The organism is Pigmentiphaga sp. (genome assembly GCF_033795525.1).
In the GTDB taxonomy this organism is placed as follows: domain Bacteria; phylum Pseudomonadota; class Gammaproteobacteria; order Burkholderiales; family Burkholderiaceae_B; genus Pigmentiphaga.
The window spans coordinates 181,793-199,840 of record NZ_JARYGM010000002.1 but is presented as its reverse complement, the minus strand read 5'-3'; the positions used below and the strand labels follow the sequence as shown (position 1 = coordinate 199,840).

Below are 18,048 nucleotides of genomic sequence, written 5' to 3'. Positions count from 1 at the left end.
CCTCTAGGCGGTCCTGGCCACGACACGGGAAGACCTCGGTTCGTCGTCATGCCCGTGCCCGGCCGGTGCCGCACGCCGGCCTTGCCCCGGATCCGCCCGGTGCATCAGGGCATGCATGCTGCGCCACGTCAGATCCCACGACATCCCGCGCAGGACAGCGTCCGCGCTCGCCATGAAAGCATGCCGGTCGCGCGCTTGCTCCAAGGCAATTTCGATCGCCCGCTCGAAGGTGCACGCGTCGGCGGCAATGTGCACGATGTCCGTGTTTCCAAACATGCGCACGACATCCGTAATCGGCGTCGATACCACGGGGCGTCCCGCTGCCAGATATTCGGGCGTCTTGGTAGGACTGATAAAGCGTGTCGACTCGTTGCGTGCGAAAGGCATCAGTGCCACGCTCCAACCACCGAGATAAGCAGGAAGCTCCGAGTACGGCTTCTGCCCCAGGTAATGGATATTCGGGCGCCGGGGCAACACCGCGGCATCGATCTTGACCACCGGGCCGACCATGACGAAGCTCCAGTCCGGCCGGCGGGCCGCCAGTTCGTCCAGCAACGCAACGTCGAATCGCTCGTCGATCACGCCATAGAAGCCCATGCGCGGCCCGGGAATCGCGGCCTGGTCGGCCGGCTCGGGAAGGCTCCCGCGCGCGGCGGTGAAATGAGCAAGATCGACACTGCTGGGAAAGGGATGAGTATTGGGATTGAATACCCGCTTGGCTTCGTAGAGGCTGACCCCACCGGTAAAAACGACATCGGCAATGGACAGAAGCTGCGTTTCGCGCTGGACCAATTGCGGCGGAGCGCCACGGAACGCCGACAACTCGTCCATACAGTCATACACCACGAGCGCTGGGCTCAGATGCGCGGAGAACGCCAGACTCATGGGCGTGTAATACCACAGCAGCAAGCTCTTCTGGCGAACGCGGCGCAGGCGATCGTTCAGCAAGCTTCGAAGCGCGCGGTCGCTCTCGGCGGCGCCGGTACCGGCGGGAAGATGGGGCACGAGAACGCTGACGCCCGACGCGGCGCGCCGTTCCACCAGCAACGGCGCGCCCTGAGCGGGGACCGGCTCCTCCAGGAACAGGACGTCGTACTCGGACGCGAACCGGCTCATCAAATGTTGCGGCCTCTGGTAGACGAAGTCCCAGCGAAGATGGGAAAAACACAGCAGTGTGCGGCGCGCAGTCGGGAAATTCGGGGCAAAGGAACTACCGCCGGCGGCCAGCCGATCTACGTTTTTCATGGGATACCCCTATAGAGTGGGACCGCTCCGCAGAACGGGACCGGGACGGAAACAGGACAGGCCTCTATGAATAGCAAGCCCCGTGCCGCTCCGGCGACTCCCTCCACTCTTCCAAGGCCCTGGCCGGCCCGGACTATTTGCGTGGCGGGCCGCCGGTCGATTCCGCCCCGCTTGCACCGCCGCCGCCGGGCCCCTGGCCACCTCCCGTCGTGGGCGCGCCGCCTTCGGTGCCCGTACCCGCGGCGCCCTGGCCCGCTTGCTCGGTACGGCGCAGCGGGCCGCTGGTACCGCTCAGGGCGCGCTGGCGCAGCGTCCGGGTCTCGGCCGCCTGGGCGGCCATACCGGCAGGCAGGGGCAAGCTGGAAAAGTAGGCCGCCAGCGAGGCGATATCCTCGCTGCTCAGTTGCTTGGCGATGAACTCCATCTGGCCCGACGGGTCGGTCTTGCGGCTGCCATTCTTGAACGCCTCCAGCGCCGCTGCCAGATACCCCGCGTGCTGAGCCGCCAGCAACGGATAATCGGGCGCCTCGCCCATTCCGCCCGGGCCATGGCAGTTCACGCATCCCTGCACCTGCAGGGCCTCATCGCCCACCGTGGCCAGCACTTTTGCGCGCTCGGGATTGCCTTTGGGCTGATTGCCCGGCGGCGGGACCGCGGCAGGCGATTCTTCAATAGGAAGCGCCGCATAGTAGGCCGACACCGCGGTACGTTCTTCCGGGCTCAACGACTTGGCGATAGGCGTCATCACCGGGTTTTCGCGCTCGCCCTGGGCATAGCCAACAAGCTGGCGCGCCATATATACCGACGACAGTCCGGTAAGACGCGGAAACCCGGCCGCGGCGTTGCCCTCGCCGCGCGCGCCGTGGCAGCTCGCACAGGCGGCCACGCCCCGCGCCGGGACGCCTTGTTCCGCCAGCATCCGGCCGGTATCGGCTGTCGAAGCCTGGGATGGCGGAGATGCCGGCGCGGCAGCCGGACCCTGCGCGTGGACCGCCGAAGCACCCAGGGCGAAGAACGCCGCCAGGCTGCCGGCGGCGCACAGGCGGTCAGAGATGGATGGCTTCATACCTTCACCAAGGGCCCGGGAGACCGGAGATATTGTTTGACGATGGCATCGGCTGCCCAATAGGCAAGCGCACCTACCGTATCGGTGGGGTTGTAGGAGGCGTTCTGCGGAAAATTCGACGCGCCGATGACGAATAGATTGGGAATGTCCCAGCTCTGCAGATAGCGGTTGACCACGCTGGTCGATGGATCGTCTCCCATTACGGTGCCGCCGGTATTGTGCGTGGTCTGGTATTGCGTGATCGTGTAGGGACTCCGGCGCGCGCTTCCGTAGACTTCCTTGGCTCCCATCGCCTTGCCTATTTCCACCGCCTTGCCGGTCACGTACTGCGACATCTTCAGGTCGTTCTCGTGGAAATCGAAGGTCATTCTCAGCAGCGGCAATCCCCAAGCATCCCGATAGGTCGGATCCAGGTCCAGGTAATTGCGGGTACACGACACCGAGCTGCCGTGTATGTTGAGCACCGACGTATGGTTGTAGTGCTTGATGACGGCCTTCTTCCAGTCCGATCCCCACGGCGGCGTACCGGGCGGGGTGGGATGGAACTCGATCGGCCGGCCATGGCTCATGACCTCGCCAATGTAGGCGCCGCCGACGAAACCCAGCGGGCCGTGATCGAAGTTGTCGCTGACGAAATCGGAGATGACCGTACCGCACGCGCCCGACCGCATGAACGGGTTGATATGGGTGTTCTGGTCGTAGAACACCTGTACGGGACTCATCGTCTGATAGGCGTAGTTGCGCCCGACGACGCCCTTGCCCGTTTGCGGATCATAGGGCGTTCCGATGCCCGACAACAGCAGCATACGCACGTTGTTCAACGCGTAGCCGCCCAGTATCACCAAATCCGCCGGCTGCTCGAATTCGCGCCCCATCCCGTCCACGTAGGTCACGCCGGTCGCGCGCCGGCCACTTGCATCCTTGTTGATGCGCAGAACCTGGCACCGGGTCCGAAGCTCGAAGTTCTTGTCTTTGAGCAACACCGGCAACAGCACGGTCTGCGGCGATGACTTGGCATAGTGCTCGCAGCCATAGCGCTCGCAGAAACCGCAGAACATGCAGGTATTGAGCGTGAGCCCTTCGGGGTTGACATAGGGCTGGCTCAGGTTGGCCGAGGGCTGCGGATAGGGATGGTAGCCCAGGCTTTCGGCGGCGCGCCGGAACATCGCCGAACCATAGGGCTCCTTCATCGGCGGCGTCGGATAATCACGGCTGCGGCTATCCTCGAAGGGGTTGCCGCCCGGGATTTTCTTCCCGTTCAAATGCCCTGCCTTGCCGCTGATGCCCAGCAGATATTCGAACTTGTCATAGTACGGCTCGAGGTCCTGCGCGCTGACGCCCCAATCCTGCACCAGCAGGTCCTTGGCCATGAAGTCGGCGCCGTAGCGCTCGATGGTTTGCGTGCGCATGCGAAGGTCGCTGTCCTGAAAGCGGTAGGTCTGGCCGTTCCAATGGACGGCCGCCCCGCCCAGACCGGTGCCCGGCAGGAAGCCTTCCCAGCGCCGGATGGGCAGCGCCATCTGCCCCGCGTGGTTGCGGAAGGTGACGGTCTCCTTGGTGTTGTCCTGCATCAGCGCCTTGCGCACCGAGTACTTGAGCTCGTCGTGCATGTGAGGGCCTTGGAAGTCCGGAACCGTATGGCGCGGTTCCCCGCGCTCAAGCCCCACTACCTTCAGGCCCGCTCGAGTCAGCTCCCGACCCAGCATGGACCCTACCAGCCCCACGCCGATGAGGACCGCGTCCACTTGTTGCAGACGAGTCGCCATATCAGTTTCCTTTTTTCTGGGTCGCCCCGGCAGCGTCCTTGCCGCTCGGTACGGCGTGCAAATGAATGACTCCCTGGCTGTTCTGCGCCAGGCTCATAGGCGGCCGGTCGAAGGCCAGCCCATGCTGGTCCACCAAGTGATAATAGTTGGCGTAGGCGCCCGGAAAACCGACCATCTTCCACGAAACCATGTCCTTGTTGCCGCCATAGACCGGATCGCAGAAAAAACCTTCGACGGTCAATGCCCACAGCGAGTCGAAGAAGATCTCCGAGGGCATGCCATCCAGGTCTCGCTTGCCTGTCCGCAATTCCTCCAGATACGCATCTTGCCGTTCGGCCGGAAGACCTCCGAAATCGGGCGAACCGTAGTGACGCCCGAGGTCCGTGCGCACGGCCTTGAGCCCATGCCGGAACAGCTCGGCCGGTGTAAACGACAGTTGGTATCCCTGCTCGGGCGTGCCCAGCTGCCAGGGCCCGCTGCGGTACAGACGCTCGCCGGCTCCCCAGGCCCCCGCCAGTTGCCGGTCGATGTAGCCCGGCACGCCGGCCTCTATGGCGCCCGGTCCGGCGTCATCGGCAGGGATGAGCCGGGCCACGGCCGCCTCCATGAAGGCGGCCTCTTCGGCGTTGAAGAACTGATAAGGGGCATCAGCCGATCCGGCTCCTGCCTCGGCGTGCTGCCCTTCGTGCTGGGGCTCTTGCGACGCCGCCAGGCGGGCCTGCGCCGCGACATCGCTGCCGGAGACCACCGCGGCGGCACCGGCTGCCTTCAGGAAAGTTCTACGGGATTCATCCATTGCTTTTCTCTAGCAGATGAGCGGCATCCCGATGCGGGCGGTGACGCCGCGCAACGGTTCACTTTTCCGGCCCGCCAGCCAGGATCCAGTCCACCAATGTCTTGACTTCCTCGTCACTGATCCCGGGGTTGGGCGGCATCGGCACTTGGCCCCATACGCCCGAGCCGCCATTGCGTATCTTGCCGGCGAGATAGTCGGGCGCCTTGGGATCGTCCCGGTACTTGGCCGCCACTTCCTGGTAGGAGGGCCCGACGAGCTTGGTCGCCGTGGTATGGCAGGTCAGGCAGTTATGCTGCTTGGCCAGTTGTTGGGGGGAAGTAGATTGCGCCTGCGCAACGGCGGCGGCCGACAGCCACAATGCCCCGGCCGCCAAGACGATAGAGAGGTGTTTCACACGGACCCCCGTTCAAGAAAGAATGGAGGCGCGACGAGCCTCGCCACGCCGACCGGCCGCGGATTCGCAAGACCCGTTCCCGCAGGCGGCAGAGTCCGGCCCTTGCCCGGCGGCCCCTGACGGCGCGCGTTTCACCCCCGGATCCCGTGAGGTCCGTGCATGTCTTATGTGGTGTTTTTTCTACTTCGCACGAACGAACTGCTGATCCGTGAGGCCATGTCAGCACTCAATGGTGGCGCCAGTACCCTTGGATGTCGTCGATCACCGGGACAGCCGCCAGCAGCGTCAGCAACAGCGCCAGCGGAACGGTCGAGACGAAACCGAAATGCGCGAACGACAACGCGCCCGCCACGCCACCGGCGAAGAAAAGCCCCACCAGCATGCCCAGTACGCGCAGCTTGTTGCGATCGGCGCGCACGAAGTGCGCTGGATCGGCGCCGCGCGAGACGTTCCAGTAGAACAGTTTGCCCAGCTCGATGCCGATGTCGGTCACCATGCCGGTGACGTGCGTGGTGCGTATCTCGGACCGCGACATCTTGGTGATGATGGCGTTCTGCAACCCCATGATGTAGCACAGCAGTACGACGGTAATCGGTACCGCCAGCCAGCGGAAGGGTTCCAGGTTGCCGCCCAGCAGCCCGAACGCCAGCAGCAGCATGGCCTCGAGCAAAAGGGGCAAGGCGAACTCGCTGGCCAGCCGCGCCCGCCGGCCGAAATTGACCAGGACGGCCGAGGTTGCGGCGCCCAGCATGAAGGACAGCAGCGCTGCCAGCCCTTGCAGGAAGACCGCCATCGCACCCAGCGCCAGGTGATCGGCCATGGCCGAAAGAATGCCCGACATGTGCGAGGTGTACTGCTGGACGGCCAGAAAGCCCCCGGCGTTGACGGCACCGGCCGTGAACGCCAGGTAATACGCAAGATGCCGGTTGGCCTGGGGGCTGCGCTCGACGGCAGTCAACCGGCGAAGGTAGAACAAGGGCATGGCGCGGGTTCCGGAAAGGGTTCGGCACGGGCGCGACCCTGGTCCGTGCGGAAACCCGACAAGCATAGAGCTTTTCACCGCGCCTTGCGGCCCGCTCGAGCATGGAGACCGGAAACGGTCAGGCGGTCGTGGAAACGCGCAAATCACCGTTGCGCGCCAGCACGGCCGCCACCACTTCCGAGCCGGCCCGCCGCAACGCCACGTCCACCGACTCCTCGCCGATCGACAACCGCCTGAGCACCACCTCATCCAGGAAATCGGGCAAGACGGGATGTTCGAACTTGATTTCCCGGGTGACCGGATCGAACCTCATGCCCAGGCAGGATTGGATCAACGACAAAGGGGCCGCTGCAGCCCACGCCTGCGGCGCACACGCGACCGGATAGAAGGTGGGACTCTGGCTGCGCCGGCGGGAGAAACCGCAGAACAGTTCAGGCAGGCGCCTCAGGTCGATATAGATCGAGGCTGCGAACAAGCCCTCGAATATCTTCGCGGCTTCCTGGCGGAACCCATAGCGCGCCAGGCCGGCGGCCAACAAGGCGTTGTCATGCGGCCAGACCGAGCCGTTGTGGTAGCTCATCGGGTTGTAGCGCCGCTCGGTGGAAGCCAGCGTGCGCACGCCCCACCCCGAGAACAGCGATCCCGCCATGAGCGTCGCAGCCACGGCCGGCGCTCGCTCGCGATAGGCTATTCCGGTCAGCAGCGCATGCCCTGCATTCGACGAGCGAACCCGGCACGGCTTCTTGTCGCCGTCCAGGGCCAGGACATAGGTTCCCAGCGCCTCGTCGAAAAAGGCCTCGTCAAAGCGCGCCCGCAGCGCCTGGGCCTTGGCCGCCAGGTCCTCGGCCAGCCGCGGCTGCTCCAGCCGGCTCGCGATCCGGGCGGCGGCGCACCGGGCGCCGTACACATAGGCCTGGACTTCGGCCAACGCGATCGGACCGCGCGCCAGGCTGCCATCCGCGTGTGAAATGGAGTCGTGGCTGTCCTTCCAGCCCTGGTTGATCAAGCCTTCGCCAGTCCGGCGCCCGTACTCCACGAATCCGTCGCCGTCGCGGTCGCCATACTCGTCTATCCACTTCAGCGCCGCCTTGAGGTTGGGCCATAGATGCCGCAGCAGTTCGATATCGTCGGTACGGTCGAGATAGGCGCCCGCCAGCATGATGAAAAGCGGCGTGGCGTCGATGCTGCCGTAATAGCGGCGGAACGGCACTTCTCCCAGCTCGGCCATCTCCCCATGCCGGACCTCGTGCAGGATCTTGCCCGGTTCGGCGTCGGCCCCGGGGTCTACCTCTGTCGCCTGGTTCGCCGCCAGGTACCCAAGCACACCCCGCGCAATGGCCGGATCGAACCACAGTGTCTGCAAGGCGGTAATCAAGGCATCCCGGCCAAACAGCGTGCTGAACCAAGGGATGCCGGCATAAGGGTACGGCCCCTGCGGCGTATCCGTAATGAGCATGTAGAGATCGGAGACGCTGCGCCGGATCGCCTCGTTGAAGATCTCGTTCGAGGTGGCTATCGAGGCCGCACGCGAGGACGAGGCGCGCAACGCGCGGCGAGCGTCCCTGAGCGCGGTGAAGTAGGCCCGTGGCGGTGCGAGGTCCGAAGGCGCCGCATCGCACCGCACTTCCATGAAGGCCCGCTCCACGGCGCCCGGGGTCAGCTCCAGCTCGATGACCGCACGCGCCGAGCCGATAACCTGGGGTGCGGGATGAAAGCGCAGGAAGGTATGGCGCTGCAGCCCGTCCAGGCCGGCGTAGCTCAACCTGATACAGTTCTTGCCGATCTCCGGAGGCAAGGATGCGCCCCGCTGCTTGCGGCGGCTGCCGCGGACCTCGAACAGATCCGCGAAGTCCGCCCCGAAGGCGATTTCCAGCCGGACGCGCTGGGGCGCATCGCTGAAATTGCGCAGCATGATGCGCTCGTAGCACGTCGCCTCCCAGAGGAAGCGGGACCGGCGGATATGGATGAGGTCGTGCTCCAGGACCAGCCTGCCGTCCGCATCGTAGATATCCGAGTTGGTCAGGTCGGAGGTCAGGATGGCATTGTCGTCCCGCAGCGTCGAGCTCAACAGCATCGGCCGGACCCCGTCCACCGTCAGGTACAGGTGCGACAAGTGGCGGGTGTCGCGGTAGTACAGACCTTCCGGGCTGCCGGGTCCTGACAGGGCATCGCCGTTGTGGTCGAACACCGCGAAGGTGTCGCCGTGCTTGAGGGTACGCGGGCGGCGCTCCTGCAAGGAAGCGCTCGCGGGTATGAAAAACTGGGCGATGTGGGCCGCCGAGGCGCTGCCCGATGACGGCCCGTGCGCAGCCGCGTCCTTGATCGGTTCTCCCATAGGCTGCTCCCGCACGCACTAGGCCATGACGCGAAACTCGCTGTCGTTGACGCCTTCGATGACCGGCATGGGTTCCGCCTTGCGGCCACCGAGCAGGCGCCGATACAGGGAAACGTAATTCTCGGCCATGCGCCGGACAGTGAAGCGCCGGGCGAAATAGGCGCGCACCGCCGACCGCGAAAGCCGGTTGATCCGTTCGACTGCCGCCACGGCAGCATCCACCGACTCGACCATGAACCCCGAGACACCTTCTTCGATGACCTCGGGAACGGAACCACTGCGGAACGCGATGACCGGCGTGCCGCAGGCCATGGCCTCGATCATCACCAGGCCGAAGGGCTCCGGCCAGTCGATAGGGAACAGGAGGGCCGCGGCGTTTCCAAGAAAATCGGCCTTCTCATGCTCGTTGATCTCGCCGATGAATTCGACGTTCCGGTGCGCCGCGATCATGGGGCCTATGACCTGGTCCCAATAGGCCTGGTCAGCCTTATCGACCTTGGCGGCGATCTTGAGCGGCATGCCGGCCCGGGCGGCGATCTGGATCGCCCGGTCGGGGCGCTTCTCCGGCGAAATCCTGCCGAGGAAGGCAAGATAGCCCTCGGGATCCGCCCGGAAAGGCAGCAGGTCTTCCGGCAGGCCATGGTAGACAGTGCCCAGCCAGTTCACCGGGGGCATGGGCTGGCGCTGGAAGTCCGAAATGGACACCAGCGGGAATTCCGAGAACGCCCGGTAGAAAGGCTTGAGGTCGGGCAGGTCCAGCCGGCCATGCAAGGTGGTCACGGTGCGGTGGGCGAACTCGCGGACGAGCGGAAAATGCAGCAGATCGATATGGAAATGCAGGACGTCGAATTCATCGGCGAGCCGCCGCACCTGGTCCAGCATCATGATGTGATAGGGAATCGGATCCCGGACGTCGGGGTCCAGGCGTAGCGCCTGGTCCGAGCAAGGAATCAGCGACGCCGCCGTCAGCGAGTCGCCGCTCGCGAACAAGGTCACCTCGTGCCCTCGCCTGACCAGCTCGTCGGTGAGATAAGCCACCACACGCTCGGTCCCGCCATACAGGCGGGGCGGGCAACGCTCCATCAGCGGGGCGATCTGGGCAATTTTCATCGATAATCCTCCTCTTGCAGACGAAGTATCAGCAACGAAGTTGCGACAGTCGGTACCACCGATACAGTCGGTTCCACCGGAAATAATAGCGTAGATGGCGCCGGCGACACATTCCAGGGCCGGTGGACCGCAAGCGGCGCGACGCGGGTCGCCCCGTTCAGGCGGCCCGGCCGCGCGCAGTCTTTTTCGGCCCCTCCGCGCGGGGAGGAGCCGGGCCGGCGGCCAGTTGTTCCATCCAGGACAACGCGTCGGCGTAGGACAGGAAGTGGCGAAGATATTCCGGCGCGACTTGCTGCATCAGCGTGAGCGACCGGTGGACCAGGTGCAGCGAATTCAACGGGCCGGCATTCTCCGGCACGTTCTCGGACGAGCGCCGCAACTCCCGCCCCACGCTGAGCGTTGCCCAGGTCTGGCGGAAGTACTCCAGCACCGCCAGTTCGCCGGAAGCGTCGGCGCCGCCCATTATCGGCTCGGCCTCGCGGCGGCTCGCCTCCAGGCGCTCGGCCAATGCCGCCAGCGGCCCGGGCTCAACGCCGCTCGCCGGTTCGGACGCATCGCCCGCTGCCGCGGGTGCCACCCGCTCCAGGTCGTCCCGATAGGCGGCCAGCAGGCGTCCGAGCTTGTCGTGCAGGATGCGCCGGGCCTGCCCTGCATGGCCGGCAGCACGCCGCGCCAACGCTTCCATGAAATGAAAGCGCACCGGATCCAGGCAATCGGCGCCCTGCTCGCGCCAGGCCTGGAGGACGGCTGCGGCCTCGCGGGCGGCGGCCTGCTCATCCATGGGGCTTGGCATTCGCATGGGACGAACGGGGCACCGGGGCGATCTCCACACGGCGGTTCCGCGCCCGCCCCTCGGCATCGTCGTTAGGCGCCACGGGCTGCTCGGCACCGAACGCTGCGGCAAACACCGCCGAGGACGGAACTCCCTCGTCGATCAATGCGCGGGTCACCGTCAATGCACGCTGGGCCGACAGTTCCCAGTTGTCCGCAAACCTGCGGTTGCCCTCGCGGATCTGCCTGTCATCGGTAAACCCGCTCACCATCAGGACTTCATCGCGTGACTGCAGGTAGGCGGCCAACGGCCCCGCCAGGCTCTTGAGCACCTGCCTCCCCTCGGGCTGCAAGGCATCGGAGTTCAGCGCGAACAATACGCTCCCGCTGATCCCGATGCGGCCATTGTCCAGCGTCACCCGGCCGGTGGCCAAGGGGCCGGCCAGCGCCTGCTCCAGGGCCTGCCGGCGCTGTGCTTCGGCCTGGCGGCGCTGGACCTCCTGTTCCAGGCGGGCGGAGAGCTCCAGCTGCGTGCCGACCACCGCCACCAGGATCAACACGAAGGCGCCCAGCATGACGGACATCAGGTCGCCGAAGACCGCCCACACCGGCGACGCCGGCTCCAGGTTGGACTCGATGTCGTCCGCCATCACGGCGCCTCGCCTGCCGGGGCCCGCTGAACGTCGAGTTGCCGCAGCTCCTCGACGATCTGTTTCTGCGACATCATGCTCAGGTCGATCACGTCCTTGGCCTGCGCGACGTAGTAGGCGAGCTGTTCGTCGCTACGCGCGATAGCCTTGGCCAGCGCCCCCTCGATACGCGCCAGGTGATCCACCAGCTTGTCGTTGGCCTCGCTGAACAGCTTGACGGCCTGGCCCAGGGCTTCGCCCAGGCTGGCCACCTCTGCCGCGCTGCCGGTCACGTGCGCGGCCACCGACTCCAACTTGCCGGTCTCGGCGCCCACCTGCTCCGTGAAGCGCGCGCCGACCCGCTCCAGCATATCGGCCGAAGCGGCTACCAGCGCATCGACGGCCTGCCGCTGTTCGGTGCTGGCATGGTTGACCGTGTCGAGCAGGTTGCCAACGGTGTCCAGCAAGCGCTGCCGTTCCTCCAGCATCGCGTTGTCGCGCGCCATGCTGTCGGTCAGTTTCTGCCGCAGCTCCGCAATGACCTCGGCTGCCGCACGCGGTGCCTCCGATGCCGTTTGCACCAGCCGCTCGACCTCGGCGATGGTGCTGCGGGCATGCGCCTCGGCCTGGGCCGAGACCTCGCCCGCCGTGCGCGCCAGGGTCTCGCAGATTTCCTGTTGCCGGCGGACCGCCTGGGCTCCCGCGTCGCGCCACTCGTGCTGCAAGGTTCCAGCCATCGTCTCGAGGGCCTGGGTCCAGGCCGCCTGCCGCGCCTCGTCGCGCTCGGCCTGCTCGGTACGCCATTCGGCATGCGCCTTGCCGACCGTCGCCGACACGCCTTCGATCAGCGTCGCGGAACGCTCGGCGAACGTTTCGGAAAAACGGTCCAGAGAACCCCGCAAATCGCCCGTCAGCGCTACGCTGGCGCGCCGGTGCTCGCCAAGGGCCGTCTCCCAGGCCTGCGACATGGCCCCCGTGGCCGCCTCCAAACGGGTGGCCACCCCTTCCAGCAGGCTGGCCGAGCGCTGCTCCGCCGCCTGCGCAAACCGCTCGAAGGTCGCGCGCAGCTCTCCCGACAACGCGTCGTTCGCGTGCCGATGCCGGGACAGCGCCGACTCCCAGCTCTCCGACACGTTGGCGGCGGTCGCTTCCAGGCGCGCGGACACCGCATCCACCATGCTGGCCGAGCGTTGTTCGAATGTCTCGGCGAACCGGCCGAGCGCGGCATGGAGATCTCCCGACAGCGCCTGGCTGGCCTGCCGGTGTTCGGCCAGCGCAGTGTTCCAGGTGTCGGCCACCGTCTTCGTGCTGGCGTCGAAGCGCGTAGTCAGCGTGTCCAGTTGCCGCTGCACCGCTTGCGACACGGCATCGTGCAGCGTCGCGCTCTCGCGGGCGATGCCCGCCATGGCGGCGTCGACGGCCGGGCGGATGGTGGAGCCGGCGATGCGGGCGCTTTCGGCCACGGCCCCCTGGAGGCACTGCTCCACCGAGGCGGCCAGGCGCCGGTACTCGGCCTCGATCCTGCCGTGGAAATGCTCCTGCCCGCTGGCCAGGCGCTCGCCCAGCGCCTGGTTTTGCTGGGCCATGGCCTCGGCCATGCCTTGCAGCCGATCGACCAGCGCCGGCATCATGTCGGCCTGCCGCTGCAGCAGCTTGAACGACTCCTCGCGCTGGTGGGCCAGTGAATACGATCGCAGCGTAGTGGCAATGCGCGTGTCGAGCATCTGCGCTGCATCCTGCCGCGCGCGGCGGCACAGCGCCGCCAGCAGGCCGAGCATGGCGGACGCCGCCACCCCGGCTACCGAGGTACCAAAGGCAAAGCCCAGCCCCTGGACCGGCGCGGCCAGCGACGCGCGAATGGCTTCCAGGTCAGTGGAGCTCTCCAGCGCCATGCCCGTGCCCCGCAGCGTGGCCACCATGCCCAGGAAAGTCCCCAGCATGCCCAGTAGCACCAGCAGTCCCGCCAGGTATGGCGTCAACGCCGGACCCGGCAAGCCGACGCGCTCGCCCTCGACCCGCAGGCGCACGGCATTTCGTATCGTAGGGTGCAAGCGTTCCAGCCAGGTGCCGAGACTGGCAGGCGGCGTGGCCAGGTCGGCCACGGCAGCGGCCAAGGTAGCGGTCGCTTCGTTGAAGCGCCGCAACTCGAGCGCCCCCAGCACATAGAACGCGCCAATCAGCAGGATGACGGCGAGCGCCAGCAGGTTGGAACCGACGTAACCCACGCCGACCCAGGCCACGATGGCCAGGCCGGCCAAGAAGATAATGAGATGCAGATATCGGGTCATCGACGCTTGCTCAGCTCTGGCGAAGGGCCGCGGCCAGCCCTTCCACCGGTTGTAATCGGAAATCCAGCTCGGCCATCAGCAACTGCTGCATGTCCTGGCGAAAAGCGTCCAGCCAGCGGACCGGACCGGCCGCGGCCTGAGGCGATGGCGCCGGCCCCTCGCCCGCGTCGGCCGTCTCCTCGCCAGCCCTGCGCAGCCGCTCGAAATGCCCTTCCAGCAAGCCGGGCACGGCTGCCAGCAGGTTGCGCTCTTGCGCGCCCAGCACCCGCTCCATCACCGCGTCCACCGCCGCCAACCGCGCCAGCTCGGACGACTTCGTCGCCAGGGCCGTCCGCAGGTTGGCGCGCGAGGCCGCGATGGCAACCTCCATGGCTTGCTGCTTGGAAAGATAGCGTTCGCGGTAGAACGCGAAATCGGTGATCAGCGCCACACTGGCGGCATGCCGCGCATGCGGCCCGCGTCCGCCGCTGCGTGCCGGCTGGAACGCACTGTCCTGGGCGATCGCTCCCGCCAAGCTACCCCGCAAGCGGGCGCATTCGCCGCTCCCTTCCATGGGAGCTTCCCGGGTTCCCGCGGGCGCGGTCTTCGGACTCGCGTTCAATGCCGCGGATAGCGCGATGGCGTCTGTCCAGCCCAGCCATTGGCTCAGGCGATCGACCAGGCTGGGGCGAGAATCGGGTACGTCGAGCTCCGCCAGCCGTGCAAGCAGGCGTATGAGCGCCGAGCCGCTGAAACTTGTCCGCGGGGACACTTGGACCATAGAGCCGAGTGAAAAAGCTGGAAGTTTACACGCCGCCGCCTCGACGGCCGCTTCCCGTTACTCCCCCGTCCCCTTGACGCGCCTTGCGCGGGGCGCGAAGTTGCCGCTATCATTTTCAATAATAGAACAAGATTCTGATAGACAGAACATCCTTTATCCCAACCTGCCGAGGTAGCCTTGAACACCACCCCTTCCGCCTTCCTCCGACGCGGTGCTCGCGCGCGTCGTTCGATGATCATCGCGCCCATGCTGGCGAGCGTGCTGCTGCCCGCGGCTGTCGGCATGGCTGCCGAATCCTCATATCCCTCACGTCCGGTCCAGATCATCGTGCCCTTTCCACCGGGAGGCAGCCTCGATGCCTTGATCCGACAGATCGGCCAGGAACTCGGGCAGCGCTGGAAGGCGCCGGTCGTGGTCGAAAACCGGGCGGGAGCAAGCGGCATCATCGGCTTGTCCGCCGCGGCCAAAGCGGCGCCTGACGGCTATACGCTCGCCGCGGTTGCCAACAGTTTCGTGGCGAACCCGCTGCTGCGCAACGACATGCCCTACGACGTATTCAAAAATTTCGCGCCGGTCAGCCTGCTCGGATCGGTGCCTTTCGTGCTGGCCGTCAACCAGGCCCTCCCGGTGAACTCCGTGTCGGACCTGGTGGACTACACCAAGAAGCATCCGGGGAAGCTGACTTACTCGTCGGGTGGAACTGGCACCATGTCTCACCTCGGCGCGGAAATGCTCAAGCAGGCCGTGGGCATCGATGGCGCGCACATCCCGTACAAGGGCCAGGCGCCGGCACTGACCGACGTCGTGACGGGCCATGTCTCGTTTACCATGGCCAACCTGCCCGAAGCAGTGCCCTATGCACGCGCGGGCAAGATCAAGGCGCTGGCAGTACTGGCCGGGACGCGTTCGGCCTTGCAGCCCGATACGCCGACGCTGGGGCAAGCCGGCTATCCTTCCTTGCAGATCGGCTCGTGGTATGGCCTGGTCGCGCCGCATGGCACGCCGGCCCCGATCGTGCGGCGCATCCAGCAGGAAATCGGCGCCATACTGGCCCAGCCCGAGATGCGAGCGAAGCTTCAACAGCAAGGGTTTGATATCGCAGGCAGCACACCGGACGACTTCGCTGCTTTCCTCAAGCAGGAAGCCGCCGTCTACAAGAAGATCATCGAGACGGCCGGCATCAAAGGCGAATAAGCCGGCGCTTGCGTTGCGGCGGTACGCCTCAACGCAAGCCGGCAAACAGTTTGGCGTCGCCGCCGAGGCGGCGCGTCAGTTCGATGGCGGCGTCCCGGACATCGCGGCTGAAACGCTCGACGGCCTCGCCGTCGAAGCGCGAAGCGGGGCCGGAGATCGCTATGGCGCCGCGCAGCTCCCGTCCCGGACCGAATACCGGCGCGGCCACGGCGGCGATGTCCGGCTCGCGCTCGCCTATGGTCACGATGACCGCGGACTCCGGAAATTTGGGAACGGAAGGATCGAACGCGAGCAGCACGCGGCCCGCGGCGCCGGTGTCGAGCGGCAGGATATCGCCGACATGCATATGGTCGCGAATGGAACGCCGGGAATCCACTCTGTACAAGCACAGGCGGACGTTCCCCTCGCGGCGGAAGAACGATGCCCCTTCCTCGGTCCGGTTGGCCAGCTCCGTCAGGACCGGCACCACGATGCTGTCCAGGCGTAGCGATGCCTGGTAGACGCTGCCCCAATGCAAGACGGCATGACCCAGCTGGTAGCGTCCGTCGGCTAGCTGCTGGACACAGCGAAACCGGATCAAGGAAGCCAGCAGGCGCAGGATGGTGCTTTTATAGAGCTGGGTCCGGTTGGCTATTTCGTGCAGCGAGAGCGCTTCGTCGCTATGCTGAAAAACATTCAAGATAGCGAGCGCCCGTTCGACCGCCGCGACTCCGTCGCTTCTGTCCGACATGAAAGTGCTTGAGGTTTAAATTAGGCGCATTCTACCAGTCCCGATGCGCCGGAACCGGCGCTCAGGCGGCCATGGACACGGCCGCCCGGATGCCGCCGCGCGCTAGGACAATGCCGGAGGATTGACGGCACGCTCGACCCTCATGTCGGGGTGGACGACATCCCCGTCACGAACGATCTCCACGCCGTCCAGCGTCAGGCTGCATCCCCGCAAGGGAATATCCAGGTGGCACGCCGTATCGTTGTCGCCCCCCAGCTCCACGTTGGGTCCGAGCGAAAACAGGACGTTTCCGTAGAACGACAACGCGTTCATCACGTGCTCGTTGTGAAGGTTCCTGGTCGACTCGAACTGGTACCAGCGCGCCGCGTCGTTCAGGCCCCAGCCGATATGGGACACCGCGTAGGCCCGCGGGTCGTGGAAGCTGTCCATGTAGGTGCGGATCAGGTCCGCGTCCATGCCCTGGCCTTCGATCTTGGTCACGTAGCCGTTTTCGATGGTGAGCACCACCTCGGACTGCAGGTAGCGCTTGAACGCGGCCAGGATGTCGCCGTGCCGCAGGACGACGCGGCCGTTCACCGCGCCATCATTGGCCTGCGTGAAAACGAAGCCGGAGGGGAAATTGTCCCAGCGCCCGGGCTCGTCGGTATAGCCGTACTCGGACATGACCGGATACTGGCCCAGCTCGTAATGAATGTCGGTGCCATGGCGCGACGTAATGTGCATATGCCGGGCGCCCATCAACAGGGAGCGGCCGCGTTCGACCCGCTGCGCAAGTTCGCGCGTGGGGAACATGGCGCGCAGCACGTTGACCGGCTCCATGATGCGCAGGATCCGCACCCCGGCCTTCTGCATATCGAGTTGCTCGCGGGAAAACAGCAGACCGACGAGGTCAATCACCATGTCGCATTGCTTGAGCGTCTCCAGCAGCAACGGCTGGTCGCTGAATGGATGGCGTCCCTGGACTGCCGCACGCAAGTCCTGGTTGCGCTGCACGTTCGCATTGAAGGTGCGCGCTCCCAGGCGCGAGGCCGCCTTCATCAGCGCCTGCGCATAGTGCGCCCATTCATCGCCCGCGGTCAGCACAGCCACCGTCTCGCCTGCGCGCACCTTGCAAAGCTTGAGTTCCTCGAGGAAGAGTTCGACGAGATCGAAATCGATCGTGCTCATATTTCGGTTTCCTTGAATGGAAGCATGGTGCGCAGCAGGGTGAAGAAGGTGTCGATATTCTCCGCCTGCATCTGGTGCGCGGCCCCTTCTGCAACGACGACCTTGAGTGCGGGCTGGCCGGCCTGCAGCGCGGCCAGCTCATCGGCGAGGATGACGCCGCTGGCCTGCGCCGGCACCAGCGTGACCGGGCACGCGATGCCCGCGACGTCGGCATGGAAGTCTTGCTCCTGGAAGTCCAGATAAGCCTCGTGCACCGCGCGCGGGTCGCAGGTTGCCAGCCACTCGGCCCGCTGCCGCAACAACGGTTCGGGCCACGGCGCGACATTGGCGCCGCGCAGGTAGGCGTCGCCTTCGCCGCGGCGGCAGGCTTCGAGCATCTTGATGGTCCTGTCCATCGGGACGGGATAGGGACGCTTGCCCGGCCCGCTGCACGGCGGGTCCAACATGATCAGCTCGCCGATACCGCCGCCGCGCGCCGCCAGCCGCGCCGCGATCCTGGCCCCCATCGAATGCCCGATCACGATAGGCGCACGAAGCGCCTGCGATGCGATGAAAGCCTCGAGATCGGCCGCGCACGCATCGACACGATAATCCAGATGGCTGCCCTGCTCGCTCAATCCCCGGCCCCTCACATCCAGGATACGGACGTCGAAGCCGGCTTGCAGGAACTCGCCGACGTGCTGCCAGAGCGCTGCCGGACTGACGATGCCGGGAACGATCACGATGTCCCGCCCGGGCCCCGGGAAGCGCAGATAGTGCTGCCGGATGCCATTGGCGCGCACGTGGGCGCCATAGAAGGATGGCGCGGCCACCGG

The 18,048-nt window shown here is 66.0% G+C and carries 15 protein-coding genes and 1 pseudogene; 1 reads left to right on the top strand and 15 read right to left on the bottom strand.

Annotated elements, in window-relative coordinates; all coding sequences use genetic code 11:
• Positions 1–3 precede the first annotated feature (3 nt).
• The 12 genes and pseudogenes from QHC78_RS05675 to QHC78_RS05620 form a co-directional block, all read right to left on the bottom strand.
• Positions 4–1,245 (bottom strand): glycosyltransferase family 1 protein, encoded by a 1,242-nt coding sequence (locus QHC78_RS05675; protein ID WP_319742917.1) that lies wholly within the window; start codon positions 1,243–1,245, stop codon positions 4–6.
• A gap of 133 nt (positions 1,246–1,378) precedes the next feature.
• Positions 1,379–2,311 (bottom strand): c-type cytochrome, encoded by a 933-nt coding sequence (locus tag QHC78_RS05670; RefSeq protein ID WP_319742916.1) that lies wholly within the window; start codon positions 2,309–2,311, stop codon positions 1,379–1,381.
• The gene (locus QHC78_RS05665; RefSeq protein ID WP_319742915.1) at positions 2,308–4,077 is read right to left on the bottom strand and encodes a GMC family oxidoreductase; all 1,770 of its coding nucleotides are present in this window, start codon (positions 4,075–4,077) and stop codon (positions 2,308–2,310) included. Before QHC78_RS05665 ends, QHC78_RS05670 begins: the two co-directional genes overlap by 4 nt.
• A 1-nt stretch (position 4,078) precedes the next feature.
• Positions 4,079–4,873 carry a gluconate 2-dehydrogenase subunit 3 family protein gene (locus QHC78_RS05660; protein WP_319742914.1) on the bottom strand — a complete coding sequence of 265 codons (795 nt, stop codon included), beginning with the start codon at positions 4,871–4,873 and terminating at the stop codon, positions 4,079–4,081.
• A 58-nt stretch (positions 4,874–4,931) separates the two neighbouring features.
• A complete protein-coding gene (locus QHC78_RS05655; RefSeq protein ID WP_319742913.1) occupies positions 4,932–5,267 on the bottom strand; it encodes a c-type cytochrome in 336 nt (111 codons plus the stop codon).
• Between the two features lie 235 nt (positions 5,268–5,502).
• Positions 5,503–6,249: pseudogene (locus QHC78_RS05650) on the bottom strand (YoaK family protein); the annotation flags it as partial.
• Positions 6,250–6,367: 118 nt separating this feature from the next.
• Positions 6,368–8,584, bottom strand: coding sequence for an amylo-alpha-1,6-glucosidase (locus QHC78_RS05645; protein ID WP_319742912.1), 2,217 nt, complete (start codon positions 8,582–8,584; stop codon positions 6,368–6,370).
• An 18-nt stretch (positions 8,585–8,602) separates the two neighbouring features.
• Entirely contained in the window at positions 8,603–9,694 is a 1,092-nt protein-coding gene (locus QHC78_RS05640; protein ID WP_319742911.1) for a glycosyltransferase family 4 protein, read from the bottom strand.
• A gap of 157 nt (positions 9,695–9,851) precedes the next feature.
• Positions 9,852–10,475, bottom strand: coding sequence for a DUF2894 domain-containing protein (locus QHC78_RS05635; protein WP_319742910.1), 624 nt, complete (start codon positions 10,473–10,475; stop codon positions 9,852–9,854).
• On the bottom strand, positions 10,468–11,115 hold the full coding sequence (locus QHC78_RS05630; RefSeq protein WP_319742909.1) for an OmpA family protein: 648 nt from the start codon (positions 11,113–11,115) through the stop codon (positions 10,468–10,470). The genes QHC78_RS05635 and QHC78_RS05630 overlap by 8 nt, the downstream gene beginning before the upstream one ends.
• On the bottom strand, positions 11,115–13,382 hold the full coding sequence (locus QHC78_RS05625; protein ID WP_319742908.1) for a DUF802 domain-containing protein: 2,268 nt from the start codon (positions 13,380–13,382) through the stop codon (positions 11,115–11,117). The genes QHC78_RS05630 and QHC78_RS05625 overlap by 1 nt, the downstream gene beginning before the upstream one ends.
• A gap of 10 nt (positions 13,383–13,392) precedes the next feature.
• Entirely contained in the window at positions 13,393–14,142 is a 750-nt protein-coding gene (locus tag QHC78_RS05620; RefSeq protein WP_319742907.1) for a DUF3348 domain-containing protein, read from the bottom strand.
• Positions 14,143–14,319: 177 nt separating this feature from the next.
• On the opposite strand from QHC78_RS05620, the gene QHC78_RS05615 reads away from it, so the two are divergent.
• Positions 14,320–15,336, top strand: coding sequence for a Bug family tripartite tricarboxylate transporter substrate binding protein (locus QHC78_RS05615; RefSeq protein ID WP_319742906.1), 1,017 nt, complete (start codon positions 14,320–14,322; stop codon positions 15,334–15,336).
• A 28-nt stretch (positions 15,337–15,364) separates the two neighbouring features.
• Here the strand turns inward: QHC78_RS05615 and QHC78_RS05610 are convergent, their stop codons facing one another.
• The 3 genes from QHC78_RS05610 to QHC78_RS05600 form a co-directional block, all read right to left on the bottom strand.
• On the bottom strand, positions 15,365–16,066 hold the full coding sequence (locus QHC78_RS05610; protein ID WP_319742905.1) for an IclR family transcriptional regulator: 702 nt from the start codon (positions 16,064–16,066) through the stop codon (positions 15,365–15,367).
• A 102-nt stretch (positions 16,067–16,168) separates the two neighbouring features.
• Positions 16,169–17,233, bottom strand: coding sequence for a 2,5-dihydroxypyridine 5,6-dioxygenase NicX family protein (locus QHC78_RS05605; protein ID WP_319742904.1), 1,065 nt, complete (start codon positions 17,231–17,233; stop codon positions 16,169–16,171).
• Complete coding sequence (locus tag QHC78_RS05600; protein WP_319742903.1) at positions 17,230–18,045, bottom strand: alpha/beta fold hydrolase; 816 nt, start codon at positions 18,043–18,045, stop codon at positions 17,230–17,232. The genes QHC78_RS05605 and QHC78_RS05600 overlap by 4 nt, the downstream gene beginning before the upstream one ends.
• Between the last annotated feature and the right edge of the window lie 3 nt (positions 18,046–18,048).